The sequence below is a fragment of the Micromonospora sonneratiae genome (assembly GCF_042679305.1).
GTDB lineage: Bacteria > Actinomycetota > Actinomycetes > Mycobacteriales > Micromonosporaceae > Micromonospora_H > Micromonospora_H sonneratiae.
The window spans coordinates 22,858-45,968 of sequence record NZ_JBHTMP010000012.1; the positions used below are offsets into that span (position 1 = coordinate 22,858).

General features: G+C 67.9%; 27 protein-coding genes and 2 pseudogenes. 15 read left to right on the forward strand and 14 right to left on the reverse strand.

Annotation, left to right across the window (positions count from 1 at the left end):
* Positions 1–54: 54 nt before the first annotated feature.
* Positions 55–2,040 (forward strand): polymorphic toxin-type HINT domain-containing protein, encoded by a 1,986-nt coding sequence (locus ACFQ4H_RS10115; RefSeq protein ID WP_377569519.1) that lies wholly within the window; start codon positions 55–57, stop codon positions 2,038–2,040.
* A gap of 77 nt (positions 2,041–2,117) precedes the next feature.
* Positions 2,118–2,711: a hypothetical protein gene (locus ACFQ4H_RS10120; RefSeq protein ID WP_377569521.1), complete on the forward strand. Its 594-nt coding sequence runs from the start codon at positions 2,118–2,120 to the stop codon at positions 2,709–2,711.
* Positions 2,712–2,760: 49 nt separating this feature from the next.
* Here ACFQ4H_RS10120 and ACFQ4H_RS10125 read toward each other — a convergent pair whose 3' ends face one another.
* The 3 genes and pseudogenes from ACFQ4H_RS10125 to ACFQ4H_RS10135 form a co-directional block, all read right to left on the reverse strand.
* A complete protein-coding gene (locus ACFQ4H_RS10125) occupies positions 2,761–3,033 on the reverse strand; it encodes a transposase (RefSeq protein WP_377569523.1) in 273 nt (90 codons plus the stop codon).
* Positions 3,034–3,088: 55 nt separating this feature from the next.
* On the reverse strand, positions 3,089–3,289 hold the full coding sequence (locus ACFQ4H_RS10130) for a DUF397 domain-containing protein (RefSeq protein WP_377569525.1): 201 nt from the start codon (positions 3,287–3,289) through the stop codon (positions 3,089–3,091).
* Positions 3,276–3,794, reverse strand: a pseudogene (locus tag ACFQ4H_RS10135) (DUF5753 domain-containing protein); the annotation flags it as partial. The pseudogene ACFQ4H_RS10135 and the gene ACFQ4H_RS10130, both read right to left, overlap by 14 nt.
* Positions 3,795–3,880: 86 nt before the next feature.
* On the opposite strand from ACFQ4H_RS10135, the pseudogene ACFQ4H_RS10140 reads away from it, so the two are divergent.
* Positions 3,881–4,039, forward strand: a pseudogene (locus tag ACFQ4H_RS10140) (prevent-host-death family protein); the annotation flags it as partial.
* Positions 4,036–4,281, forward strand: a complete 246-nt coding sequence (locus tag ACFQ4H_RS10145; RefSeq protein WP_377569527.1) for a type II toxin-antitoxin system RelE family toxin — start codon at positions 4,036–4,038, stop codon at positions 4,279–4,281. The pseudogene ACFQ4H_RS10140 and the gene ACFQ4H_RS10145, both read left to right, overlap by 4 nt.
* 94 nt (positions 4,282–4,375) lie before the next feature.
* Here ACFQ4H_RS10145 and ACFQ4H_RS10150 read toward each other — a convergent pair whose 3' ends face one another.
* Positions 4,376–4,855, reverse strand: a complete 480-nt coding sequence (locus tag ACFQ4H_RS10150; RefSeq protein ID WP_377569529.1) for a DUF6232 family protein — start codon at positions 4,853–4,855, stop codon at positions 4,376–4,378.
* A 127-nt stretch (positions 4,856–4,982) separates the two neighbouring features.
* Between ACFQ4H_RS10150 and ACFQ4H_RS10155 the strand changes: the two genes are divergently transcribed.
* Together ACFQ4H_RS10155 and ACFQ4H_RS10160 are read left to right on the forward strand one after the other, a co-directional pair.
* Entirely contained in the window at positions 4,983–5,534 is a 552-nt protein-coding gene (locus tag ACFQ4H_RS10155) for a hypothetical protein (RefSeq protein WP_377569531.1), read from the forward strand.
* Positions 5,531–7,420 carry a PrsW family intramembrane metalloprotease gene (locus tag ACFQ4H_RS10160; protein ID WP_377569532.1) on the forward strand — a complete coding sequence of 630 codons (1,890 nt, stop codon included), beginning with the start codon at positions 5,531–5,533 and terminating at the stop codon, positions 7,418–7,420. Before ACFQ4H_RS10155 ends, ACFQ4H_RS10160 begins: the two co-directional genes overlap by 4 nt.
* Here the strand turns inward: ACFQ4H_RS10160 and ACFQ4H_RS10165 are convergent.
* Positions 7,366–8,178, reverse strand: coding sequence for a DUF998 domain-containing protein (locus ACFQ4H_RS10165; protein ID WP_377569534.1), 813 nt, complete (start codon positions 8,176–8,178; stop codon positions 7,366–7,368). The two genes, ACFQ4H_RS10160 and ACFQ4H_RS10165, sit on opposite strands and share 55 nt — an antisense overlap.
* A 216-nt stretch (positions 8,179–8,394) precedes the next feature.
* Positions 8,395–8,553 carry a hypothetical protein gene (locus ACFQ4H_RS10170; RefSeq protein WP_377569535.1) on the reverse strand — a complete coding sequence of 53 codons (159 nt, stop codon included), beginning with the start codon at positions 8,551–8,553 and terminating at the stop codon, positions 8,395–8,397.
* 545 nt (positions 8,554–9,098) lie between these two features.
* Between ACFQ4H_RS10170 and ACFQ4H_RS10175 the strand changes: the two genes are divergently transcribed.
* Positions 9,099–10,331: an RNA-guided endonuclease InsQ/TnpB family protein gene (locus ACFQ4H_RS10175; protein WP_377569537.1), complete on the forward strand. Its 1,233-nt coding sequence runs from the start codon at positions 9,099–9,101 to the stop codon at positions 10,329–10,331.
* Here ACFQ4H_RS10175 and ACFQ4H_RS10180 read toward each other — a convergent pair.
* Positions 10,328–10,555, reverse strand: coding sequence for a hypothetical protein (locus ACFQ4H_RS10180; RefSeq protein ID WP_377569539.1), 228 nt, complete (start codon positions 10,553–10,555; stop codon positions 10,328–10,330). The two genes, ACFQ4H_RS10175 and ACFQ4H_RS10180, sit on opposite strands and share 4 nt — an antisense overlap.
* Before the next feature lie 30 nt (positions 10,556–10,585).
* Positions 10,586–11,059, reverse strand: coding sequence for a DUF6232 family protein (locus ACFQ4H_RS10185; RefSeq protein ID WP_377569540.1), 474 nt, complete (start codon positions 11,057–11,059; stop codon positions 10,586–10,588).
* 87 nt (positions 11,060–11,146) lie between these two features.
* On the opposite strand from ACFQ4H_RS10185, the gene ACFQ4H_RS10190 reads away from it, so the two are divergent.
* Together ACFQ4H_RS10190 and ACFQ4H_RS10195 are read left to right on the forward strand one after the other, a co-directional pair.
* Positions 11,147–11,920, forward strand: coding sequence for an enoyl-CoA hydratase/isomerase family protein (locus ACFQ4H_RS10190; protein WP_377569542.1), 774 nt, complete (start codon positions 11,147–11,149; stop codon positions 11,918–11,920).
* A 208-nt stretch (positions 11,921–12,128) separates the two neighbouring features.
* Complete coding sequence (locus tag ACFQ4H_RS10195; protein ID WP_377569544.1) at positions 12,129–13,775, forward strand: acetolactate synthase; 1,647 nt, start codon at positions 12,129–12,131, stop codon at positions 13,773–13,775.
* Here ACFQ4H_RS10195 and ACFQ4H_RS10200 read toward each other — a convergent pair.
* Both ACFQ4H_RS10200 and ACFQ4H_RS10205 read right to left on the reverse strand, forming a co-directional pair.
* Positions 13,758–15,458, reverse strand: a complete 1,701-nt coding sequence (locus tag ACFQ4H_RS10200) for a DUF6020 family protein (RefSeq protein WP_377569546.1) — start codon at positions 15,456–15,458, stop codon at positions 13,758–13,760. The two genes, ACFQ4H_RS10195 and ACFQ4H_RS10200, sit on opposite strands and share 18 nt — an antisense overlap.
* A gap of 362 nt (positions 15,459–15,820) precedes the next feature.
* Positions 15,821–16,201, reverse strand: a complete 381-nt coding sequence (locus tag ACFQ4H_RS10205) for a DoxX family protein (protein WP_377569547.1) — start codon at positions 16,199–16,201, stop codon at positions 15,821–15,823.
* A 116-nt stretch (positions 16,202–16,317) separates the two neighbouring features.
* Between ACFQ4H_RS10205 and ACFQ4H_RS10210 the strand changes: the two genes are divergently transcribed.
* Entirely contained in the window at positions 16,318–16,818 is a 501-nt protein-coding gene (locus ACFQ4H_RS10210; protein ID WP_377569548.1) for a MarR family winged helix-turn-helix transcriptional regulator, read from the forward strand.
* A 118-nt stretch (positions 16,819–16,936) separates the two neighbouring features.
* Here ACFQ4H_RS10210 and ACFQ4H_RS10215 read toward each other — a convergent pair whose 3' ends face one another.
* From ACFQ4H_RS10215 to ACFQ4H_RS10225, 3 genes are read right to left on the reverse strand one after another with little or no spacing between them, the layout of a single operon-like run.
* On the reverse strand, positions 16,937–17,380 hold the full coding sequence (locus ACFQ4H_RS10215; RefSeq protein ID WP_377569550.1) for a PLD nuclease N-terminal domain-containing protein: 444 nt from the start codon (positions 17,378–17,380) through the stop codon (positions 16,937–16,939).
* A 22-nt stretch (positions 17,381–17,402) separates the two neighbouring features.
* Entirely contained in the window at positions 17,403–17,783 is a 381-nt protein-coding gene (locus ACFQ4H_RS10220) for a DUF202 domain-containing protein (protein WP_377569551.1), read from the reverse strand.
* On the reverse strand, positions 17,780–18,172 hold the full coding sequence (locus ACFQ4H_RS10225) for a YidH family protein (protein WP_377569552.1): 393 nt from the start codon (positions 18,170–18,172) through the stop codon (positions 17,780–17,782). Before ACFQ4H_RS10225 ends, ACFQ4H_RS10220 begins: the two co-directional genes overlap by 4 nt.
* A gap of 42 nt (positions 18,173–18,214) precedes the next feature.
* Here ACFQ4H_RS10225 and ACFQ4H_RS10230 point away from each other — a divergent pair, with 42 nt between their 5' ends.
* Positions 18,215–19,018: a GNAT family N-acetyltransferase gene (locus ACFQ4H_RS10230; protein WP_377569554.1), complete on the forward strand. Its 804-nt coding sequence runs from the start codon at positions 18,215–18,217 to the stop codon at positions 19,016–19,018.
* Positions 19,015–19,428 (forward strand): hypothetical protein, encoded by a 414-nt coding sequence (locus ACFQ4H_RS10235; RefSeq protein ID WP_377569555.1) that lies wholly within the window; start codon positions 19,015–19,017, stop codon positions 19,426–19,428. The genes ACFQ4H_RS10230 and ACFQ4H_RS10235 overlap by 4 nt, the downstream gene beginning before the upstream one ends.
* A 135-nt stretch (positions 19,429–19,563) precedes the next feature.
* Here ACFQ4H_RS10235 and ACFQ4H_RS10240 read toward each other — a convergent pair whose 3' ends face one another.
* The gene (locus tag ACFQ4H_RS10240; protein WP_377569557.1) at positions 19,564–19,782 is read right to left on the reverse strand and encodes a hypothetical protein; all 219 of its coding nucleotides are present in this window, start codon (positions 19,780–19,782) and stop codon (positions 19,564–19,566) included.
* Between the two features lie 218 nt (positions 19,783–20,000).
* Between ACFQ4H_RS10240 and ACFQ4H_RS10245 the strand changes: the two genes are divergently transcribed.
* The 3 genes from ACFQ4H_RS10245 to ACFQ4H_RS10255 all read left to right on the forward strand — a co-directional run bounded on the left by ACFQ4H_RS10245 (position 20,001) and on the right by ACFQ4H_RS10255 (position 23,080).
* A complete protein-coding gene (locus ACFQ4H_RS10245) occupies positions 20,001–20,780 on the forward strand; it encodes an electron transfer flavoprotein subunit beta/FixA family protein (RefSeq protein ID WP_377569559.1) in 780 nt (259 codons plus the stop codon).
* 12 nt (positions 20,781–20,792) lie between these two features.
* Positions 20,793–21,752: an electron transfer flavoprotein subunit alpha/FixB family protein gene (locus tag ACFQ4H_RS10250; protein WP_377569561.1), complete on the forward strand. Its 960-nt coding sequence runs from the start codon at positions 20,793–20,795 to the stop codon at positions 21,750–21,752.
* 149 nt (positions 21,753–21,901) lie between these two features.
* Entirely contained in the window at positions 21,902–23,080 is a 1,179-nt protein-coding gene (locus ACFQ4H_RS10255; protein ID WP_377569562.1) for a cysteine desulfurase family protein, read from the forward strand.
* Positions 23,081–23,111 lie beyond the last annotated feature (31 nt).

The window sequence follows — 23,111 nt, forward strand, 5'->3', positions numbered from 1 at the left end:
TGGTGGCGACACCACCTCCACCTACAGCTACCCGGCCAGCCGCAGCCGCACACGATGACCCAGGTCCAGGTCACTGATCCGGCGGGGACGAAGACGGTCACCTACGGGTACGACGCGGTCGGCAACACCACCAGCCGGCCCGGGACTGGGGCCGAGCGCCAGACGTTGACCTGGGATGCCGAGGGCCGCCTGGCACAGGTCGTTGAGGGTGGCCAGGTCAGTACCTTCGTCTACGACGCCGACGGTAACCGGATCGCCAAGCGGGACGCTTCCAGTACGACGGTCTACCTGCCGGGTATGGAACTCAACTCGGTCGCTGGGGCGACGAAGACGGCGATCCGTTACTACAGCCACGGTGGACAGACCGTTGCGGTGCGGACGGACGACAACAAGCTGACCTGGCTGTTCGCCGACCACCACGGTACGAACTCGGTGGCTGTCGACGCGGTGTCCCAGGCGGTGCAGCGCCGCTACTCGACTCCGTTCGGCGGTGACCGGGGAGACGTACCGCCGCCGGCGTGGCCGGATGACAAGGGCTTTGTTGGTGGGGTCAAGGATGACACCGGGCTGACGCATCTGGGGGCTCGTGAGTACGACCCACAGACAGGACGTTTCATTTCGGTCGACCCGATCATTGATCCGTCCGATCCGCAGCAGATGCACGGGTACGCCTATGCGGGTAATGCGCCGACCAGTTATGTCGATGCTTCCGGCTTACGCGATGTCTGCGGTACCGGGTCGAATGATTTCACATGTGGTGATACTTCCACTGATGAGACAATGGGCTCGAGGCCGGATACTCCCGCTAAAACACCCCAAGAAATCATCGACGATGCCAAAGCTGAGAAAGAGCGGGCAGAGGCTGTCAAGAAGAAGTCGTTGCTTGATGTGATTATCGAGCAGGGGCTGGCCTTCCTGCTCGACTTCTTCGGGATTACCGACATCATCAACTGCTTCACCAAGGGCGACCTCGGTGCGTGCGTGAGCACGTTGGTCAACATGATCCCGTGGGGGAAGATCTTCAAAGCGGCAAAGTCAATTATCAAGGGAGTGAAGCAGGCCTTCACTGCCTACAAGTCATGGCAGAAGGCGATCAGGCTCGCCGACGAGGCCATCGCACGCGCCGACGAGGCCATCGCCATGGCCAAGCAAAAGGCCGACGAGATCGCCGCCGCCCTGGCGAGTAAGAAGGCCGACGCTGCAGCGGACGCTGCCGATTCCTGCCTCAGCAACAGCTTTGTGCCGGGCACCTTAGTGCTGATGGCGGATGGCAGCACGAGGCCGATCGAGGATGTGCGGGTCGGAGACGAGGTCATCGCTACCGACCCCGAGACCGGCGAGTCCGGCCCCCGGGTCGTGACCAGAGAGATCGCGGGCTCGGGTGACAAGACACTCGTCGAGATCAGCATTGACGTCGACGGCGACAAAGGCGACGCCACCGACACGATTACCGCAACCGATGGTCACCCATTCTGGGTAACCGACCCCGGCCACTGGGCCGACGCCGCCGACCTGCGCCCCGGCGACACCCTACTCACCCCAGACGGCTCCCGCGTCCGCGTCATCGACATCGTCGCCTACAACGCCGTCGCCACCGTCCACAACCTCACCGTCGACGACATCCACACATACTATGTGCAGGCAAGCGATTCAATTCTTGTGCACAACTGCGGACTGTCGGACATCGCGGACGAAGTGCACGGGGCGCTTGGGGGTGACGAACGGGCAAAGAATGGTCGAACCGTTGCCATCATGGAGATGGCCAACGGCGAACGCTATGCGGCAAATGCGGGAAAGGGGTTTACTGGTGAGCAGCTCAAGGTTTTAAAAAAGCACGGGATTGCGACGATTGACTTCAGGGAGGGGGTTCATGCAGAGATTCAGTTGCTGGACTTTGTGGATTCTACTCAAAATAGCCTATTTCCGCTCGCCCCTAAGGCTTTAGGGGTGTCACGACCGATATGTCCAAAGACTTGTCGGCCAGCTATTGCGGCAAAGGGTGGTACAATTCTTGCCGGTTTTCGTAATGCTGTTTGGTGACTGGTTGGATTATGGGTGAAGTAGATTACTCTTCCTCTGTCTTGATTCGGAGGCTTTGCGATGAGCGCAGGATATCCGTGTTCGCTATGCTTTGCGCTCAGCGCGTTTCGGTGATTGGCGAGCGCCTGGCATCGTCGGAAGAGGTGCGGCGTGTCGTTGGATCGGCTCTTGAGGTTGGCTGGAGTGGTCTGGGGGTAAGTGTCTCTGATGGCGGTGAAGAAATTGGTCGAGCGATAGCTAATCTTGATGCACTCTTTGAATTGAGTGCCGGCAATTTTGGTCGATATCATGGTTATTTAGATGATGTCATTGCTAGTGTTGCTTATGCGCTGGAAGTGGTAGCGCAGAAGGATGTGGCGTCGGCAGTCAATGCTGCCGATCGAGTTCGCGAAATCTACTTTCAGGTGGCTAAGGAAATTTGGCCACGCTCTTCGGTGTCAGTGATACTGGCATCGCCGATAGTGAGAGCCGAAGTCGATCGTCAGGCGAGAGACTCGAACGACCTTTGTCTGGCGGCTGACGAGGATCTCCCTCATCTCGGGGTGAACATGCGACAGCGGGCAAGTGAAGAAGGGCGCGATCTCGTGAACTTAATCATGGGGTGCCCTGTCGTATCATTTTTGAATGATTCTAAGCAAAGATCTGGCTATGGCCAGCAACCACTTTTCTAAGGGCCGTGGGCGGCTGGTGAAAATTTTCACCTTCACAAACTCATTGAGGTTAAACCGGGGTCATCGGGGCCGTTCCAGGGCACCACTCGTGCCGCGTCCTTCGGGGTGTACGCCTCGCCCCGTACTGCCAGGTGTCACGGGCGGGTTTGAGGGCCATGACGAAACCCCACCCACCCTGCCGCAGTTCGGCGCGTAGGTCATCGTGATAGCCGTAGGAACAGTCGGCCACCACCGCCCGACACGCCATTCCGGCCGTGTGCGCCTTGGTCACCAGGCCGGCGGCGATCACTGGTTCTGGTGACAAAACCCTCGTCGAGATCACCGTTGATGTCGACGGCGACGAAGGGGCGCCCGGCTCGGCGTGGCATCCAACAACGTCAGTCGGTCAGGTCGAACTCGCCGAGCTTCGCGCCGTCGATGAACACATCCCACTCGGCCTGCGTAAACGTCAGGAATGGCCCCTGCCCTCGGGCCTTGGTGTCCCTGACCCCGATCGCGTCCTCACCCAGTCGAGCGACCTCCACGCAAGCGCCGTTGTTGCCGGATCGGCTGGACTTGAACCACTTAACCGGGTCCATCCTTCTTCTCCTGAATCAATCGGAGCGACTCCCTGGGCGACAGCGCCAGGGAGAGCAGGTGCTCGAACACGCCTGTGAGCCGCCGGATCTCCTCGGGCGACTCCAGGAACAATTCTCCCGCCAGGGTCTCGATGTAGCCAAGTGGTGGGTCGCCATCGGCAAACGTCAGGACATCGAAGCCGCCGTGCACGGCGAGGTGGGCGCCGGCGGCAAGCGTCAGGACCTGCACGGTTACGTTGGGCAGCGCAGCGACCTCGATGATGTGATCCAGTTGCTCGCGCCGAACGCCGGCGTCGCCGACCTCCAGCATCAGAGCCTGCTCGGTGATGATCGCATGCAGTCGAAACGGTGACTGGCGCGTCGTCAGCACCTCTTGGCGTTTGAGGCGCGCCTCGACACGTTGAGTGATCTCCTCCTGGTCGGTCTCCCGGCCGATGCGGATCACCTCTTCAGCGTATGCGCGGGTCTGGATGAGCCCGGGGATGAGGGTCGGCTGGAACTCGCGGAGTTCCGCCGCCTAGGCGACGCCGGTAGTGCGTGGCGCGGGACCGGCCAGTTAGCCGGCATGCCCCGGCCACCCCGACCAGCGGCATCAGCTCGTTCCGGGACCGCAGGGACGCTGCGGTGATCGCCCGTTCCCGTGCCGACGGGCAGTTCGTGCCGCTGTCGGCGGCCCTGGAGTCGCTCGGGGTCGATCCTCGTGAGGTTGAGGCGCTGCTGGCTGACCGGGCCGGCGGTGAGGCGGCGTGAAAGTCCAGGTCGACCGGGACGTGCTGGTTTGGCTGCACAAGCAGCCACGCAACGTCTTTCTAGCCGTCCTGGGCGCAATTCTCGGCTTGGTCTCCGATCCCATCCCACAGAACTCGACCGAGATGCGCGACGGATCCGGGCGTCGACTGCGCGTTGGTGACTACCGGGTTCTTTACTGCCTTGACGGCGACGAGTTGACCATCCATGCGGTCGGGCATCGCAAGGACGTCTACGACACCTGATCCGCCCCGGTCCTGTGGCCTTGACTCGGTCAATTTCCCGGTACGCAACGAGCCGGTCATCCTGGTCGCAAACGCGTAGCCAGCCGCTTGACGGCTACCCGCCGTGCCGTTCGACGACCCGTTGTACGGCACGGTAGATCTGGCCGAAGCGCAACGCGTTCGATGTGCTCAGCAGCAGGATCTCCTGTCCGTTGCGCTGCACCCAGAGTTCGTTTATCCGGGCACCCTTGTCGTAGGAGCGGTCCAGCCAGCCGAGCGGCACCTCCAGGAACGGGGCCAGCGCCAGCGCCCCGAGCAGGCACACCGCCAGGATGGTGCCGGCCAGCAGCCACTCGCCCCGGTCATGGGCGGCGTAGGCCAGCGAGACCACGCAGACGATCGCCACCAGTGGCGGGATCGACAGCAGGAAGATGAGTACGCTCCGACCCACCAACCGGCCGCCTTCGCGTACGGAGCCACGACGGCTGACGTGCCAGACGTAGGTCAGCTCCGTGATGGGAATGGTGTGCCCACCGGCCCGGACGGACTCGGAGGTCACCTGTACCGAATCGTCCCGGTAATAGATGGCCACCATTCCAGCTAACCTTGCCTGTCAATGCCGCCCGGTCCCCGGCAGCGGCGGACGAGCAGATACCTGCCACGCTGTACGCGCTGCCGGCACACGACGTGGCAGCCGTACGTGACAAAGGAGGCCTGCCCGGGTGGCCGCGACAGGGTGGAAGAACGCACTTTACGGACTTCTGATCTTTACCGGCCTGGGTGCGCTGGTTCTGGTGCCCGGCCTGGTGTCGTGCGCGCTGCCGGCCGAGGGGCCACCGCTCACCGAGCGGCTGGACATCGGGTACGGCGCGACGATCCAACCTCCGGCCGGCTCCCGGCTCGACCTGGCCGACTCCCGCCCCGGCAGCGGCAACGTGCTGCTGCGGGCCGACGGGGTCGAGATCCGGCTGACCGCCCAGTCGTTCCCGGGCGACCCGGCACCGTACACCGAGCACGTCCGGACCAAACTCGACCGGGACGACGGTCTGCGGCTGCTCGGTCGGCCCGAGCCGATGCGTACCACCTCCGGAGTCACCGGCGAACGGGGTTCGCTGGTCAGCTGGGACAGCGACGAGGGTTACGGCTGCTACGCCGTACTGACCGCCGACTCGGTCGGTGTCGTCGCCCTGGTCACCCCGGTCACCAACTGCGCCGTTCTGCCCGCGTCGGTCAGTGCCGCGCTGGCCAGCATCGAAATCGAGGTCGCGTCATGAGCCGCCCATGGTCCCCGGTCCGGGTGCCGACCTTCTGGCTGCTGGTGGTGTCGCTGGCGATCGGGTCGCTCGGCGCGGTCCTGATCATGGGGCTGTACGCCTTCTTCTCGCCGGTCACGGCACTGGTGACGGCTCCGCTGCTGGTGGTGTACACGGTCGCCTGGCTGCTGCTGGTCCGTTACCTCGACCAGGTGGGACGTCGACCGTGGTGGCTGGTGATCATGGCGTTCGCCTGGGGAGCGACCGTATCCATTCTCTTCGCCAGTTTCTTCAACTGGTTCGCCGACAATGTCCTGGCCAAGCTGTTCTCACCGTGGTTCGCCTCCGACTGGGGCGCGGCGATCACCGCCCCGATCGGAGAGGAGATCGTCAAGGGGGCCGGCGTCGCGCTGTTGATCCTGGCCGCCCGGCCACACCTGCGTACGGTCTTTAGCGGGGCGGTGTACGGCGCGATCATCGGTATCGGGTTCACCATCGTGGAGGACGTCACCTATGCGCTGACCGCCGCGGACGACACGTTGCCGGACAACGTCGCCGAAGGGGCGCGCCTGCTGGTGCTGCGGTTCCTGGTCCCTGGCGCGTTCGGCCATCCGTTCTTCACCGCGCTGGTCGGGGCCGGTGTCGCGTACTTCGCAATCCGTACCGACCAGAGCCGGGGGCGCCGGTTCGCGATGCTGGGCGCCGGCTTCGGCATCGCTGCCCTGGCGCACGCCGCCGTGAACGCGCCGCTGGGCTTTCTCGCCACCACGGCGTTGGACGGGCTGCCCGGGTTCGCCCCGCTGGCCGGCCTGTTCCTGGTCGTCGGCGCACCCTCCGCCGTCGGGGTGGTCTGGCTGGTCCGGCTGCGGCGTACCGAGGCCGAGCGGTTGACCGCCGCGCTGACCGAACCAGCCGAGCTGACCGAACCAGCCGCACGCACTGAGCCTGCAGAGCTGACCGAACCCACTGTGCTTACTGGCCCTGCCGCAGCTGACGGGTCGACCGAGCCTCCCGGACCGGACAGCGTCGTTGCCACCGCCGACGAGGCGTACCTCCTCGCGTCGGCTCGGCGGCGGGCGCGGGTCGTACGCCAGATTCGCCGGGCGCACGGCGCTGCCGCCGCTGGCGCGGCCCGTCGGGTGCAGCGTGCCCAGTTGCGGATCGTCAACCTGCCTGCGGAGCCGCCGACACCACCGCCGGCTCCGGTGCCCGCGCCCGTGGTGTGGCGGCCCGGCCAGTTGCCTCCGTATCCGCAGCCAGCCCAGATGCCGTACCCGCAGCCCTATCCCGGGCAGGTGATGTACCCCGGTCAGGTGATGTACCCCGGGCAGGTGGTCCCGTATCCGCAGCCTGGTCCGGTGGTGCCACACCCGTACCCGGTGCCGGCCCAGCCGACGCCGATCCCACCGGCATCGGGGGGCTGGCCGGTCCAGCCGCCCCTGCACCAGCCCGTCACGGTGTTGCCTCCCGCGCCACCGCCCATGCCCACGCCGTATCCCGCGCACTATCCGATGCAGTGGCCCCCGGTCCCGTACGGTTGGCAGCCCGTACCGATGCCACCGGCACCGCCGACCGCAGCCGAGCGGGCGAGAACCGAACTGGCCATTGCCCGGGACGAGTTGGCGCGGCTGACCGGATCACCCACCATACCGGCGCTCGAAGCTACGCCAGCGGTGGTTCCAGGCTGGCTGACCTGGACAGCCATCGGGCTGGCCGTACTCGGGCTGGTGCACTGGTCGGCGGTGCTGCTGGCCGCGCTGGCGGTGGCGGTGCCGCTGGTCAGGTCCGCGCTGCGCCGGCAAACGAACCCGCGCCTGCTGTCCTGGGCTACGGCTGCGGTGTGCAGCAGCGGTTACATCTGGCTGGTCGGTCTGGTGCTCAACCTGCTCTTTCCGGGGGAGATCTGACTGCCCTTCCCGGGGTGAGCCGAGGTTGGCCCGGTAGGCCCTACGTGGGCTGACGCGGGTTGGCCCGGCGGGTTCTGCGTGGGCCGACGCAGCAGCGCAACGGCCAGCACCAGCAGCCACAGCAGGTACCCGCCGATGTTGATGCGTTCGAACACGCCGAGCCAGGGCGTTGGTTCGTTGGCGGCCAACTCGGGTCCGTCCAGGCCGGCCAGGGCGCCGAAACCGAGCAGCGCCACCAGCGTGACCAGCGAATAGAACCGGAAGATCCGGCCGAACGCGCCGGCTGCGAATCCGACGGCCAGCAGGATGAGGACGACGATCAGGCCGGTGACGACAGCATGCATGGTGTCGGTCAGGGTCGGCTCGACACCCCGGAGGTGGATCGGGAAGAAGACCGGCGCTACCAGGCCGACGACACCGTTGGCGATCAGCAGACCAGCCGTCGTCCGTAACGTCCGCTTCCCGCTGGCGGTTCGCCAGACGCCGAAGGCGAAGGCGATCAGGAGTACGCCGTGCGCGAGGAGGAGCGGCACCACGAGCGGTCTCGCCGGTGCATCGATGGCGAACAGTTCGCTGATGGTCTGTGCGGTGGAGCTGTAACCCTCCCACCGGGCCGACGCGACGATGGTCGTGACGGCGTACACCAGTGGGGACAGGACACCGCAGATGAGCAGGCCGTTGTCGGTCGCGCTGCGGCGGTGGGTCTGCGGCAGGGGGTGCCGCGTCGGCTCCGACGCCCGGTCGATCGTGCCTGACATGCCTGACCTCCCGGGGAGCGTCAGCGGGCGGCGCGATCCTGCGGTCCTCGCGCCCTTCTCAGGATCAGTCTGCTCCGGTGTGGACTGCCGACCAGGGCATCTCGACCCTTGTTCGCCGGGACCTTCGGCAGTGTTGGCTGACGGTTGTGGAAGTGGCGCGGTCGTACCGGTGGCGGCTGACGGTCGTACCGGTGGTGGCGATGCCGGCGGCTGTGGTCAGTGCGGGAAGGCTCGGGGGACGCGGGGCGAGATCGCCTCGCGGAACTCCGCGATGCGCCGGCTGACCTGTCGCATTCCGATCGTGTTCTCCAGCCGGTCGAGATAGAGCGAGTGGCTGGCCAGTCCGTCCAGGTCGAAGCTGAAGTAGATCGCCATGAGCGGGTTGACGAACAGGGCACTGCGTCGGGTGAACTGGACGATGCCGAAGTCGCCACGGGTCGCGGCGGCGATCTGTCCGTTGACGATGCTGGGTCGTAGCGGGGTGGCGGCTGCGCGTGTGCGGCCGCGTCCCGGTACAGGGTGGCCTCACGGCTGTGATTGGGGATGGACAGCGCACCGAGATACGCCCCGTCCCGATCGAGGGCGGCGATGTTCTCCAGCACCTGGGCGTGGTTGACCCCGTGGTAGGCGTCGATGCCGAACCCGAGACAGGTGACCAGTTTGATCGGAACGTCGAGCCCGGCCACCGCGGCCAGGCTCGTCATGTCCTCCTCGGGAGTGCCCAGGCCGGCCTCGTATGATCTGTTCCATCCGGGACAGGTGCCGGTCGGCGAACACCTTGTGCCGGAACCTCGTCACGAAAGCAAGTGGACGTGCATCGCAAAAACACAGTGCCTACCAGTGCACGGGATCGTGGCGGGAAACCCGATGCCGGATGCCTTCAAGGTCTGCCATAGGCCAACATGGGTACGGTGCTTCTCGTGCAGCTCCGGTTCAACTTCCGCGTGTACCCGACGCCGGGCCAGCGGATCGAGCTGGCTCGGGCGTTCGGGTGTGCGCGGGTGGTGTTCAACGACGGGTTGCGCCTGCGACAGGAGGCCCGCGAGCAAGGCTTGCCGTACGTCTCGGATGCCGAGCTGTCCAAGCGGGTCATCACGCAGGCCAAGCTGAGGCCGGAGCGGGCGTGGCTGGGCGAGGTCTCCAGCGTGGTGTTGCAGCAGGCGTTGGCGGACTTGAACACCGCGTACCGCAACTTCTTCGCTTCGGTCTCGGGCAAGCGCAAGGGCCGCAAGGTCGCCCCGCCTCGGTTCCGGTCGCGCAAGGACAATCGGCAGGCCATCCGATTCACCCGCAACTCCCGGTTCAAGATCCTGGACAACGGCCGACTCAGGCTGCCGAAGATCGGCGACCTGACGGTGCGCTGGTCTAGGTCCCTCCCCTCAGACCCGTCCAGCGTGGCGATCATCAAGGATACGGCCGGGCGGTACTTCGCCTCGTTCGTCGTGCGGGTGACGGACGAAGCGTCGCCGCAGGTCGACTCCGAAGTCGGGATCGACCTGGGGCTGACCCATTTCGCGGTGCTCAGCGACGGTACGAAGGTGGCCACGCCGAAGTTCCTGCGTCGGGCGGCCCGCAAGCTCAAGCGGTTGCAGCAGGCTCTCTCACGCAAGCAGAAGGGCTCGGCCAACCGTAGAAAGGCCGTCGTGAAGGTCGCACGGGCGCACGCCCGGGTGGCCGACACCCGGCGGGACTGGCAGCACAAGCTGTCCACGAGGATAGTTCGCGACAACCAAGCGATCTATGTCGAGGACCTGTGCGTGGTCGGTCTCGGCCGGACCCGGCTGGCGAAGTCCGTGCACGACGCGGGGTGGGCCAGCTTTACCGGCATGTTGGAGTACAAGGCTGCCCGGTACGGGCGGACGTTCGGCCGGGTGGATCGGTTCTTCCCGTCCACCCGCATGTGCTCGCAGTGTGGCCGGATCAACGAAAAGATGGCGCTCAACGTGCGAGTATGGGACTGCTCCTGCGGGGCAGCCCACGACCGGGACGTCAACGCCGCCATCAACGTGTTGGCCGCCGGACAGGCGGACAACTCAAACGACCGTGGAGCGCAGGTAAGACCGGGACCCGTCCCGGCACCGCGCGGCGAAGCGGTAACCCACCCGGACGCCGCGCGGTCCACGCGCAGCGTGGAGGGAATCTCCGTCCTTTAGGGCGGAGAGGATGTCAAGTTCGCGGCCAGCCAACTGTCGAGGTCGAGCAGTTCCAGTTGGGTGAAGGACAGATTGGCCAGGTGTACCCGGGTCCCGGCGTCGAGCAGCGCCACGGCCAGGGGCAGGCCGGCGTAGATGTCGAAGCCGCCGCCGGCTCCGGCGATCAGGACGTTGCGGGCCTTGCCCAGCGCCGCGAACAGCGGTGGAGTCGCCAGCGAAGTCAAGGATGCCGCCTTCCTGACAGCAGGGCGAAGCTATGGGCGGGGCCGGACCGGCTGGGTGCTCTCCAGCGCCCGTTGCAGGGCACGGTAGATCTGGCCGAAGCGGAGTGCGTCGCGGGTGTGCAGCAGCAGAACCGTACGTCCCTGGAAGTCGGCCCAGATCTCCAGGTCGTGCGCACCCCGGGCGTACGACCGGTCGAGGCGCTCCAGCAGCAGGTCGGCGATCGGCCCGGCGGCGAGCCCGATCAGGCAGGCGATGCCCACCAGGGTGATCGTGACGGTGAGCGAGGCGTCGATCCCCAATGCGATGACGAGTCCGATGACGGCGGCCACGACCGGGCCGATCAGGGCCGCGCCGAGGGCACCACGACCTGCCAGCGCCCGCCAGGAACGCCGGCCGCGCTGGTGCCAGACCCGGGCCAGCCCGCGCAGCGGGTAGCTGCGTCCCTGGACGCGGATGGCCTCCGAGGTGACCCGTACCGTTCGGTCGTCGTAGTAGGTGATCATCTTCGGTCCGATCGTTCCGCTACCGGACAACCTACCCAACGAACCTGGGACGTTACTGTGACATGCGACTCGACGTGGAGGTGCAGCGTGGGCGAATTCGTCCGACTGGAGATCAATGACGGCATCGGCACGATTCGATTGGACCGGCCGCCGATGAACGCGCTCAACACCCAGTTGCAGGAGGAACTGCGGGCTGCGGCGGCCGAGGCCACCGCCGATCCCGCCGTCCGTGCGGTCATCGTGTACGGCGGGGAGAAGGTCTTCGCCGCCGGTGCCGACATCAAGGAAATGGCCGAGATGTCGTACGTGGACATGGCCGAACGGTCGGCCGACCTGTCCAGCGCCCTCGGTGCCTTCGCCCGGATTCCCAAGCCGGTGGTGGCCGCGATCACCGGATACGCCCTGGGCGGCGGTTGCGAGCTGGCGCTGGCCTGTGACTGGCGGGTCGTCGCCGAGGACGCCAAGCTCGGCCAGCCCGAGATCAAACTGGGCATCATCCCGGGGGCGGGTGGCACCCAGCGCCTGGCCCGGCTGGTCGGCCCGGCCCGCGCCAAGGATCTGATCATGTCCGGTCGGATGGTTGACGCGCAGGAGGCGCTGCGGATCGGACTCGTCGACCGGGTGGTGCCCGCCGCCGACGTCTACGACGCGGCCGTTGCGCTGGTCCGGCCGTACCTCTCCGGACCGGCTCAGGCGTTGCGGGCGGCGAAGCTGGCGATCGACGGTGGCCTGGAGATGGACCTCGCCTCGGCCCTGGCCTGGGAGAGTCAGCTTTTCGCGGCGTTGTTCGCCACCGACGACCGGCGTGAGGGCATGGCCGCATTCGTCGAGAAGCGCAAGCCCAAGTTCACCGGCCGGTGAGTCGCAGCTTCACCCGTCGGTAGGCCGCCGCCCCGTCCCGATCCCCGATCCCCGACTCGCGGACCCGTCGATTCGTCGCCTCGCCGGCCCGGCGGCTCCCGATCGGCGGGTCGGGGTCGGGCCGGCGAGGCGGTGGGTGAATACTTCTCGCATTCTCCAACTGGCCGGTAACATGCCGGCCAATCACCCGCCGACGATGGGAGCGACGATGACGGAGCGGATCGAAGGCAATGGCGGCGACCTGGTCCTCGCGGCCCTGCGGGCGTACGGCGTCCGCGAGATGTTCACCCTCTCCGGCGGCCACGTCTTCCCGCTCTACGATGCCGCACACCGGGCCGGTGCCGACGCCGACGGGCAGCCGGTCATGCGGATCGTCGACGTGCGGCACGAGCAGTCGGCGGTCTTCGCCGCCGAGGCGGTCGCCAAGCTTCAGCGCCGCCCCGGCCTGGCCGTGCTGACCGCCGGACCCGGGGTCACGAACGGCATCTCCGGCCTGACCAGTGCCTACTTCAACGCGTCCCCGGTGCTGGTGCTCGGGGGGCGGGCACCGGCCTTCCGGTGGGGCTCGGGCAGCCTCCAGGAGATCGACCACGTGCCGCTGGTCGCGCCGGTCACCAAGCATGCGGCCACCGTCTTCGCCACCGACGACATCCCGGGCGCGATGCAGACCGCACTGACCGCCGCGCTCACCCCGCACCGTGGCCCGGCCTTCCTCGACCTGCCGTTGGAGGTCGTCTTCTCGACCGCCGAGGTCGACCTGCCGGCACCGCCGGTGATCGCACCCATCGAACCGGACGCCGATGAGGTCGCCAGGGCGGCCCGGCTGATCGCCGCCGCCCAGCGGCCGGTGATCATCGCCGGCTCGGACGTGTACGCCGCCGACGCGGTGGCCGCGCTCCGCGAGGCGGCCGAGGCGCTACAGGTGCCGGTCTTCACCAACGGCATGGGCCGGGGCGCACTGCCGCCCGAGCACCCGCTGGCCTTCGCCAAGGCCCGCCGTGCCGCACTACAGGGCGCCGACGTGGTGGTCGTCGTCGGCACCCCACTGGACTTCCGGCTCAGCTTCGGCGACTTCGGCGACGCGCAGGTCGTACACATCGTCGACGCTCCGCAGCAGCGGGCAAGTCACGTCCAGCCGGCCGTCAGCCCCGCCGGTGACCTGCGGTTGATCCTGTCCGCGCTGGCCGACTACACCGGTGACCGGTCCGACCACACCGACTGGATCGCCGGCCTGCGGGTGACCGAGGACGCGGCCAGGGCCCGGCACGCCGAGGAGATGACGGCCGACAGTGACCCGATCCGCCCGGCCCGCATCTACGGCGAACTGCGCCAGGTGCTCGACCGGGACGCGATCACCATCGGCGACGGTGGCGACTTCGTGTCGTACGCCGGTCGCTACCTGGAGCCGGCGCTGCCCGGCACCTGGCTGGACCCGGGACCGTACGGCTGCCTCGGCACCGGCATGGGCTACGCCATGGGTGCCCGACTCAGCCACCCGGACCGCCAGGTCTGTGTGCTGATGGGCGACGGTGCGGCCGGCTTCTCGCTGATGGACGTCGAGTCCCTGGTACGGCAGAACCTGCCGGTCGTCATCGTCGTCGGCAACAACGGCATCTGGGGGTTGGAGAAGCACCCGATGCAGGCCATGTACGGCTACGACGTGGCGGCCGACCTGCAACCGGGGCTTCGTTACGACGACGTGGTGACCGCGCTCGGTGGTGCGGGCGAGACGGTGGAGAAGGCGGCCGATCTCCAGCCGGCGTTGCGCCGGGCCTTCGACTCCGGGGTGCCGTACCTGGTCAACGTGCTCACCGACCCGACCGACGCCTACCCCCGCTCATCCAACCTGGCCTGACGCCTGACCGGTGCCGGTGGTGGATGGCTGATCGACGGCACCGTCGGTGCCGGTGTCGACCTTGGTGTCGACCTTGGTGTCGGCACCGGCACCGGCACCGGCAGCAGCCTCGTTTTGGGCCTCGCCGTCGGTGATCCGCTGGTCCGGCACGGCGGCCCGGTCGGCCCCGACCCCGTCGGCGGCCACCGGCCCGCTGTCGTCCTCCTTCGGGGGACGTACCACCAGCAGGGGTGTCAGGAGGATGCCGGCCACGAGCGGTGCGGCCATGTACCGGCTGGCCTGTAGGTTGTTCACGGCCAACACGGAGAGCTGGTTGCCGATGATGATGCTGGCCATGGCCAGTATCCGACGGTCCCGGCGACGCCAGGCGGCCACACCGACGGCGACGTACGCGACGTAGCTCCAGGTGGCCCCCCGCCACAGCAGCCACTCCGGTTCGACGGTGTGTCGGTTGAGCTTGACCGCCAGGGTGTTCGCCCGCTGGCTGATCGGTCGGCTGAAGGCCGCGTCACGGAACGGGCTCTGCTGGAACAACGGGTTACGGTCGATGTAGATCGGGAGGCCCCAGGCGGTCGGGTTACGGACGAGGACACCCGACGAGGTGGGCTGCCATGCCAGCGCGCTACGGCAGATCCGCGCGTCCAGGATGGTGCCGGGGGAACGCCGGGTCAGGTCCCACCAGATCCGGAGCAGTTCGCTCTTGTGTTCGTACGCCGCCAGCCGATCGAAGTTGGGGCTGTAGACGGTCGTGTCGACGATCTGGCAGTCTCCCGAATCCCGCCAAAGGGTCAGCGGTGCGACCTTCGTCATGACGGCGATGTCGGATTCCGGGAACGAGTCCGGTGCCTTGCCGTACCCGATGGCGATATCGGAGAAGAATGCCTCGTAGGCGACGATCGACTCGCTCTTGCTGACCCCGAGCGCGGGCAGCAGCATCCAGTTCGTCAGCAACGCTATCGACACCGCGGTCCCACCGACGGCGATTAACCGGAGTGCGATGCCGCGGATCAGCAGTATGCAGAGCGCGATCGTGACGGCCACGACGATGAAGCCGTTCTGCCGGAACAGGCAGAGCAGCGTCAGTTCCACCAGGAGGGCGATGACGAGTGCGCGGGGGAACGCCGGTGCTCCGCCGGCTCGCCGGTGGGCCACCAGCCGGGCCATCGTGCCGATCACGAACATGTGGCAGATGACGAACGCGACGTCCTTCCACAGGCACATCACGAACGTGCCGACCGGCGGCAGCGCGACGATGACGACCGCGACGGCGGACCAGAGCCAGCCCGGCCCGCCCAACCGCCGCAGCCCGGTCACCGCGTACGCCAGCCCGGCCGCCATCGTGATGGTGTGCACCAGGGTGAGCGCACCGACCCCACCGGTGAGCTGTAGCGACAACCAGACCAGAGCGGTGTAGCTGATCGGGTGGTGGGTGTTCCAGTTGCTCGTGGTCGACTGGGCGATGTAGTTCAGCGAATCCGGGGTGAACAGGGCCGGGTAGTAGGCCATCCACCAGAAGAGCAGCACGAGCTGGGCCAGCAGGTAGGTGACCAGGCCGAGCCGGCTCGGTCGCGGCAGTCGCTTCCAGCGCGGTGGAGCGTCGGTGTCGGTGGCCACGTCCGTCGCCGTTGTCGCGGTGTCGTTCTGAGGCTCGGTCCTGGGCTTCCGCCCGATGCGCAGATTCATCGCTATCCCGGTCTGTTAGAGGCCGATCCATCCGCGATCTCCCGGACAGTTGCACACGCGGGACGATCGATAGCCACCGCGATCATAGGGGCACATTCGGCGGTTCGGTCGCTGGGGCCAGTATCCGGCCGGACCGGCATCGGCAGAGGTCGACCATTTCCCGGGTCGGTGGGGCAGTGGGTTCGTGGATGTCCTGTCCCGGAAATCGAGTCGGGTGGCGAGGGAAATGACGGGGGCGATCGATTTACCGTGCGATTCGGCGTCGGGGCCCGGTAGGTCCGGGTCGGTTTTCGACCCTTCCGCTGTTCCCGTACGGGTGCCCAACGGAAGGGCCGGGTGACGTCGGTTGTCCGCTTTTCGGGTCAGGAGCTGAAGGAGTACGGGCCGAACCGACCCCATACGACCGCAGCCGCCAGTACGAGCAGGACGATGTTCATCACGATCGCCTGGACCTCCTTCTGGCGGGCGTGCACGACGATCGCGCCGATCATGACCACGACCAGGCCGAGCGCGGCCAGTGGTACGAGCACCGGGGCGATGTCGAGGACGGCCGGCAGGATCAGTCCGATCGCGGCCAGCACCTCCAGTCCGCCGAGAAGCTTGACCGAGCCGGCGCTGGTCCCCTCGACCCAGTGCATGCCGGAGGCCGCCAGCTTCTCCTTCGGTTGCAGCACCTTCGCCGCTCCGGCGAACAGGAAGGCGACGGCCAGCAGGCCAGCAATGATCCACAGAACGATTTCCACGGGGCCCTCCGGCCGCTAGATGACTTCAAGCTTTGAGTAAAAGCTAGCGCCGATTACTTCAACCTTCAAGTAATCGGTCGGCTGGATCACTTCAGCCGTGAAGTTATGCTGGGGGCATGGAACGCGCGGAGGAGCCACGCTGGCTGGACGACGGGGAGCAGCAGACGTGGATCGCGCTGCTCGGGCTGCTGATCCGGCTGTCCGGCGCGCTGGACGCGCAACTACAGCGCGACGCCGGGATCAGCCACTTCGAGTACCAGGTGCTGGCCGGACTTTCCATGTCCCCCGAGCGCACGATGCGGATGAGTGAACTCGCGGCCTTCGCGGAAGGCTCGCTGTCCCGACTCTCCCAGGTGGTCGGCCGGCTGGAGAGACGTGGCTGGGTGCGTCGCCGCCCCGACCCCACGGACGGCCGCTACACGCTGGCCGTACTCACCGACGACGGCTGGACGAAGGTCGTCGAAACCGCGCCCGGACACGTCGACACGGTCCGCCGCCTCGTCTTCGACCCGCTCACCAAGGGGCAGCAGCGTCAGCTGCGGGAGATCGGTCAGCGCGTCATGCGAGCCATCGATCCCGACGCGGCCTGCCCCGGCAGTCATCCGGGCACCGGGTAGCGCCGCCAGCCGTCGGCGTACCGCAACGTCGGAACCGACCGCTGACGGTCACGGCGTTCCCACCCGGCGTCAGCCCTGCCGGTCCCTGTCGGTCACTGCCGGGTGTGATGTCGCCGGGTCACCCGTTGCTGGGGGTGGTGTCGTCGCGGGGCGGGTCACCCGCCTCCCGGCGACGCAGGTCGTCCTCGCGGCGACGCAGGTCCTCCTCCCACTTCCTGAACATCTCCTGGTCCTGCGTCGACCGCTGGGCGTCGAGTGAACGTAGGAACTCGGGATCGTCGTCCGGAGCGACCGGACGGGTGGGTCGTTTCTCCGGGGAGCCGCCGGTCGCCCGCCAACCGGTTGCCGCCTGGCCGGGTCTGCCGGGCAGGCCGGACGGTACCGGCCGGCCAGCGAGGAACCAGGCGATCGAGCCGATCAACGGGAAGAACAGGATGATCAGCACCCAGACGAGCCGGGGCAGGGCGCGGATGTCACCTTCCTCGGCCGACAGGCAGCTGATCAGGGCGCAGACAGCGAGAATGATCTGCACGATGAAGAGGAGCGCGTACAGGCGGGCCATCCGTCAATCATGACCTACCCGGTCAGCGCAGCCCATCGGTGAACAGGATCAGCGCCAGTCCGAGTACGGCGTAACCGACGGTGACCAGGGCGGCCGTCGGCAGTGCCGGCCCTCCACCGTCGGTGTGTCGCCTGGCCCGGCCGGTGACCCGGGGCAGCGTGACCAGGGCCATGGTGAGCCAGGCGGCCAGCGCGCCAACAGCGATCAACTTTGCCGTCAGTGGTGCCGCTGCGATGCCCTTCGACAGTGCCAGCCGCGCGACCAGCAGGGTCACGACGAGGGTCGCCAGGTTCGTCCGTTGCCAGGCGAGTCGGGTGCGTTCGGCGACCAGGCCGGGCTTGCCGCCCTCCGCCGGCGGCTCCGGCTCGGAGCCGCCGGTCGACGGTACGGGTGGGGGGCTCACCTGCCACCGGAGGACGGGAGCAGCACCAGCGCCAGCAGCACCAGTGCACCCAGGCCCACCAGGGCCGACAGTACGGCGGGCAGGCGTGTCATGGGCAGTTCCTGCCCGAGCCGCATGGCCCGCTCGGTACGGCCCCAGCGGACGACCGCCCCCACCGCCACCGACCCGCCGAGCAGCAGCAGGACCACGGCGATCGCCTCGCGCGCGTGCGCCACCCGCAGTGGCGGAAGGAACTGGGCGACGGCGAGACCCCCGGCGATCAACGCCAGTCCGGTACGCAGCCAGGCGAGGAACGTGCGCTCGTTGGCCAGTGAGAAGCGGTAGTCCGGGGCGGTACCGACCCGGCGTACCTCCTCCGGGTCGAACCATCGCCTGATCGCCGCAAACACGATCCGGAATTATCCGGTCGACGGCGGTCGTAACCTAGCCGGGTGGCTGATCTCGACATTTCCTCCCTCCGGGCCGCGTACGACGCACAACTCCGGCCGGAGGTGCCCGACCCGGTACCGGCGGGTGTCACCGTCGAGCGGGACGGCCCGCTGGTGCGGATCGTCGGCCTGAACCCGGGAGGCTTCATCACCTACCGGGACCTGGCCGGGCTGACCGGTTCCGCGCTGGACGAGCTGATCGTTCGACAGCGGGACGTGTTCGCGGGGCGGGGTGAGGAGGTCGAGTGGAAGCTGGTCGAGCACGACCAGCCGGCCGATCTGGGGGACCGGCTACGGGCCGCCGGGTTCGAGCCACGGGAGCAGGAGACCGTCGTGATCGGCCCGGCCGCACCGCTGGCGGCCGTACTTCCGGTGCTGCCTGACGGCGTACGACTGCGTGAGGTGACCGCCCGGGTGGACCTGGACCGGATCGCGGAGATGGAGGCTGCGGTCTGGAACGAGGACCGTTCGGGCCTGGTCGACGCGCTGGAGAAGGAGTTGGCCGCCCCCGGCGAGGGGCTGACCGTGGTGGTGGCCGAGGAGGTCGAGTCCGGGCAGGTGCTGAGTGCGGGTTGGGTGCGCTACCACCCCGGCACCCGGTTCGCCTCACTGTGGGGCGGGGCGACCCGCCCGCAGTGGCGCGGTCGGGGGATCTACCGTGCGCTGGTCACCCATCGGGCACGGTTGGCGGACCTGCGCGGATTCACCCTGTTGCAGGTCGACGCCTCCGACAACAGCCGACCGATCCTGCACCGGCTCGGGTTCGTCACGGTCACCACGACCACTCCGTACGTCTACACTCCATGACTGTGGATCAACAGCTGACGGACGAGGAGAGGCAGGTCGTCAAGACCGCCGCGTTCGGGGCCGTCTTCCTGGTGTCCAACGCCGACCCCGGGCTGCTTGACATGATCAAGGAGAGCTTCGCCGCGTCCGGCGTGTTCGCCAGTGCATCCGGCCTGGTCCGGGAGGTGCTCACCGCCGGTGGCGTGCCCAGGTTGACCACCGAGTCGCCGGCCGACATCGAGTTCGAGGTGCTGCCCGCGCTGCGGAACGCGGTGGAGATCCTCCGGGCGAAGGCACCGGCAGAGGTCGACAACTACCGCACCACCGTGATCGAGGCGGTCGACCAGGTCGGGCGGGCGGCGAACGGGATCAACGAGGTCGAGGCCACGATGGTGGCGAAGGTACGGACCGCGCTGGGTCTGCCGGCCTGAGCTCGGGTCCTGCCGGACCGCGACGTCCGCTGGAGTGAGTTCGGGCCCAGTTGGACCGTGACGTCCGCTGGACCGTGACGTCCGCTGGACCGTGACGTCCGCTGGACCGTGACGTCCGCTGGACCGTGACGTCCGCTAGTCGACCTGCCAGATCGCCCGTACGGTGTCGCGCAGGCAGAGGTGCCGGAGTCGACCGCAGCCACATCGATGATGCCGTGTCCCGTCGGGGCGACAGCCCGACCCGTTCAGCCCGGCACTCCTGCCCGGGCCGGCGCTGCTTGCCGGGTCGAACCGTTCCTGCGCCGGGTCGGCGGGGGAGAGTCGATCAGGCAGCCGTGCAGATTGTCCCGACATGTCATGACACCTCCCACTCTCAGCACTCTACGCGCCGCAGACTCGACATGGTGAAATGTGTCACTCCGAGGCTCGGCGAAGCGTAATGCTACTGGCAGGTAACATGGCGTCGTGGGCAACTCCACAGCGCTCAAGGTTGACCGAAAGTTAAGGAACGCGGCAGGCTGCGCAGAACCTGGTGCGGACAGCAACACCAACAGGAGGGTCGTCGAAGCGCGATGAACATCGTCGTACTCGTCAAGCAGGTGCCCGACTCGGGCGCGGACCGCAACCTGCGTAGTGACGACAACACCGTCGACCGCGGCTCGGCGAACAACGTCATCAACGAGATGGACGAATACGCCATCGAAGAGGCGTTGAAGATCAAGGAAGCGCACGGTGGCGAGGTCACCGTCCTGACCATGGGCCCGAACCAGGCCACGGAGTCGATCCGTAAGGCGCTGTCGATGGGACCGGACAAGGCCGTGCACGTCGTGGACGACGCGCTGCACGGATCGTGCGCCGTGGCCACGTCCAAGGTGCTGGCCGCCGCGCTGCGTACCCTCAACGCCGACCTGGTCCTCTGCGGCTCGGAGTCGACCGACGGTCGGGTCCAGGTCATGCCGCACATGCTGGCCGAGCGCCTCGGCATCGCCGCGCTGACCGGCGCGCGCAAGCTGACCGTGGACGGCTCGACGCTGACCATCGAACGGCAGACCGAAGAGGGCTACGAGGTCGTCACCGCCGCCACCCCGGCCGTGGTCTCGGTCTGGGACACCATCAACGAGCCGCGTTACCCGTCGTTCAAGGGGATCATGGCGGCCAAGAAGAAGCCGGTGCAGACCCTGTCCCTGGCCGACCTGGGCGTCGCGCCGACCGAGGTGGGCTTCGACGGCGCGACCAGCGCGGTCGTCGAGCACGCCAAGCGTCCGCCCCGCTCCGGCGGCGAGAAGATCACCGACGAGGGCTCCGGCGGCGTGCAGCTGGTCGAGTTCCTCGCCACCGAGAAGTTCGTGTGAGGAGTCTGAGTCATGGCTGAGGTTCTCGTCGTCGTCGAAGCCACCAGCGCCTTCGGCGTCAAGAAGGTCACGCTCGAACTACTCACCCTGGCCCGTGAGCTGGGCACCCCGGCCGCGGTCGTGCTCGGTGGCCCCGGTGCCGTCGCCGCGCTGAGCGAGAAGCTCGGCGAGTACGGCGCCGAGAAGATCTACGCCGCGGAGAGCGGGGAGATCGACGGTCACCTGGTCGCCCCGAAGGCGACCGTGCTGGCCGAGCTGGTCAAGCGGGTGCAGCCGGCGGCCGTACTGCTGGCCTCCACCCAGGAGGGCAAGGAGATCGCAGCCCGGCTGGCGGTCAAGCTCGACAACGGCATCCTCACCGACGTCGTGGGGCTGGCCGCCGACGGCACCGCGACCCAGGTCGCCTTCGCCGGTTCGACCATCGTCAAGTCCAAGGTCACCCGGGGACTGCCGCTGGTGACGCTGCGCCCCAACTCGGTCACCCCGGCCCCGGCCCCGGCGACGCCGGCCGTCGAGCAGCTCGACGTCCAGCTCGGCGAGACCGACCGGCTGGCCAAGGTGGTCGACCGGGTCGCCGAGCAGAAGGGCTCCCGGCCCGAGCTGACCGAGGCTTCCGTGGTGGTCTCCGGCGGTCGTGGCGTGGGCAACGCCGAGAACTTCAAGCTGGTCGAGGAACTGGCCGACCTGCTCGGTGGCGCGGTCGGCGCCTCCCGGGCCGCCGTCGACTCCGGTTTCTACCCGCACCAGTTCCAGGTCGGGCAGACCGGTAAGACCGTCTCGCCGCAGCTGTACATCGCCCTGGGCATCTCCGGTGCGATCCAGCACCGGGCCGGCATGCAGACCTCGAAGACGATCGTCGCCGTCAACAAGGACGGCGAGGCCCCGATCTTCGAGCTGGCCGACTTCGGTGTGGTGGGTGACCTGTTCAAGGTCGTACCGCAGGCCACGGACGAGATCCGCAAGCGCAAGTAGTTCAGTTGGTTCAGTGACCGGTGGCGCGGCTGCCTGCTGCCGCATGAGCCATCCCGCACGTCGCGCCCCCGCCCACCCCCCAGGGCGGGGGCGCGACGTGGTCCGGGTGTGGTCCGCCGGGCAGCGAGTGGTGGCTAGTCTGGTGGGCGATGGCATACCTGGATCACGCAGCGACCACCCCGATGCTCGACGAGGCACTGGCGGCCTACGTCGCCACCGCGCGTGAGGTCGGCAACGCCTCGTCTCTGCACGCGTCCGGCCGCTGCGCCCGTCGCCGGGTCGAGGAGTCCCGGGAGCGGGTCGCCGCCGCGCTGGGTGCCCGACCCTCCGAGGTGATCTTCACCGGTGGCGGTACGGAGAGCGACAACCTGGCGGTCAAGGGCATCTTCTGGGCCCGGCGCTCGGCAGTCGCGACCCGGACCCGGGTGGTGGCCAGCGCGATCGAGCACCACGCCGTACTCGACTCGGTGCACTGGCTGGAGCAGCACGAGGGTGCCTCGGTGGGGCTGCTGCGGGTCGACGACGCCGGGCGGCTGAGCGCCGACGGGTTGCGGGCCGTACTCGACGAGCACGGCGACCAGGTGGCCCTGGTGAGCGCCATGTGGGCCAACAACGAGGTGGGCACGGTCCAGCCGGTGGCGGAGTTGGCGGCGGTGGCCGCCGAGTACGACATCCCGTTCCACACCGACGCCGTCCAAGCCGTCGGCCAGGTACCGGTCGACTTCGCCGCCAGCGGCGTCGCCGCACTGACCGTGACCGGCCACAAACTCGGCGGCCCGGTCGGGGTGGGCGCGTTGCTGCTGGGCCGGGACGTGGCCTGCACCCCGGTGCTGCACGGTGGCGGCCAGGAGCGGGACGTGCGCTCCGGCACACTCGATGCCGCCGGCATCGCCGCCTTCGCGGTCGCCGTCGAGATCACGGTCAAGACCCAGCAGGAGTACGCCGACCGGGTCGCCGCGCTCCGTGACGACCTGGTGGCCCGGGTACGCCAGGCGGTACCCGAGGCGATCTACAACGGTGATCCCGTGAACCGGCTGCCGGGCAACGCCCACTTCTCCTTCCCGGGATGCGAGGGGGACGCCCTGCTGCTGCTCCTCGACGCCCAGGGCATCGCCTGCTCCACCGGCTCGGCCTGTTCCGCCGGGGTGGCCCAGCCGTCGCACGTACTCCTGGCGATGGGGGCCGACGACGACCGGGCCCGGTCCTCGCTGCGCTTCGCCCTCGGGCACAACTCGACGACCAGGGACGTCGACGCGCTGGTGGCCGCCCTGCCCGGCGTGGTCGAGCGGGCCCGCCGGGCCGGCGTGATCAGGTCCGCCCGGGGCTGACCCGGCAGGTGCGGCTACCCTCGACGGATGC

Coding starts and splice junctions, on each gene's coding strand:
- ACFQ4H_RS10115 (WP_377569519.1), top strand. CDS start 55: ATGACCCAGGTCCAGGTCACTGATCCGGCGGGGACGAAGACGGTCACC.
- ACFQ4H_RS10130 (WP_377569525.1), bottom strand. CDS start 3,289: ATGGACCCGGTTAAGTGGTTCAAGTCCAGCCGATCCGGCAACAACGGC.
- ACFQ4H_RS10150 (WP_377569529.1), bottom strand. CDS start 4,855: ATGGTGGCCATCTATTACCGGGACGATTCGGTACAGGTGACCTCCGAG.
- ACFQ4H_RS10160 (WP_377569532.1), top strand. CDS start 5,531: ATGAGCCGCCCATGGTCCCCGGTCCGGGTGCCGACCTTCTGGCTGCTG.
- ACFQ4H_RS10165 (WP_377569534.1), bottom strand. CDS start 8,178: ATGTCAGGCACGATCGACCGGGCGTCGGAGCCGACGCGGCACCCCCTG.
- ACFQ4H_RS10170 (WP_377569535.1), bottom strand. CDS start 8,553: ATGGCGATCTACTTCAGCTTCGACCTGGACGGACTGGCCAGCCACTCG.
- ACFQ4H_RS10185 (WP_377569540.1), bottom strand. CDS start 11,059: ATGATCACCTACTACGACGACCGAACGGTACGGGTCACCTCGGAGGCC.
- ACFQ4H_RS10195 (WP_377569544.1), top strand. CDS start 12,129: ATGACGGAGCGGATCGAAGGCAATGGCGGCGACCTGGTCCTCGCGGCC.
- ACFQ4H_RS10200 (WP_377569546.1), bottom strand. CDS start 15,458: ATGAATCTGCGCATCGGGCGGAAGCCCAGGACCGAGCCTCAGAACGAC.
- ACFQ4H_RS10210 (WP_377569548.1), top strand. CDS start 16,318: ATGGAACGCGCGGAGGAGCCACGCTGGCTGGACGACGGGGAGCAGCAG.
- ACFQ4H_RS10215 (WP_377569550.1), bottom strand. CDS start 17,380: ATGGCCCGCCTGTACGCGCTCCTCTTCATCGTGCAGATCATTCTCGCT.
- ACFQ4H_RS10235 (WP_377569555.1), top strand. CDS start 19,015: ATGACTGTGGATCAACAGCTGACGGACGAGGAGAGGCAGGTCGTCAAG.
- ACFQ4H_RS10240 (WP_377569557.1), bottom strand. CDS start 19,782: ATGTCGGGACAATCTGCACGGCTGCCTGATCGACTCTCCCCCGCCGAC.
- ACFQ4H_RS10245 (WP_377569559.1), top strand. CDS start 20,001: ATGAACATCGTCGTACTCGTCAAGCAGGTGCCCGACTCGGGCGCGGAC.
- ACFQ4H_RS10250 (WP_377569561.1), top strand. CDS start 20,793: ATGGCTGAGGTTCTCGTCGTCGTCGAAGCCACCAGCGCCTTCGGCGTC.
- ACFQ4H_RS10255 (WP_377569562.1), top strand. CDS start 21,902: ATGGCATACCTGGATCACGCAGCGACCACCCCGATGCTCGACGAGGCA.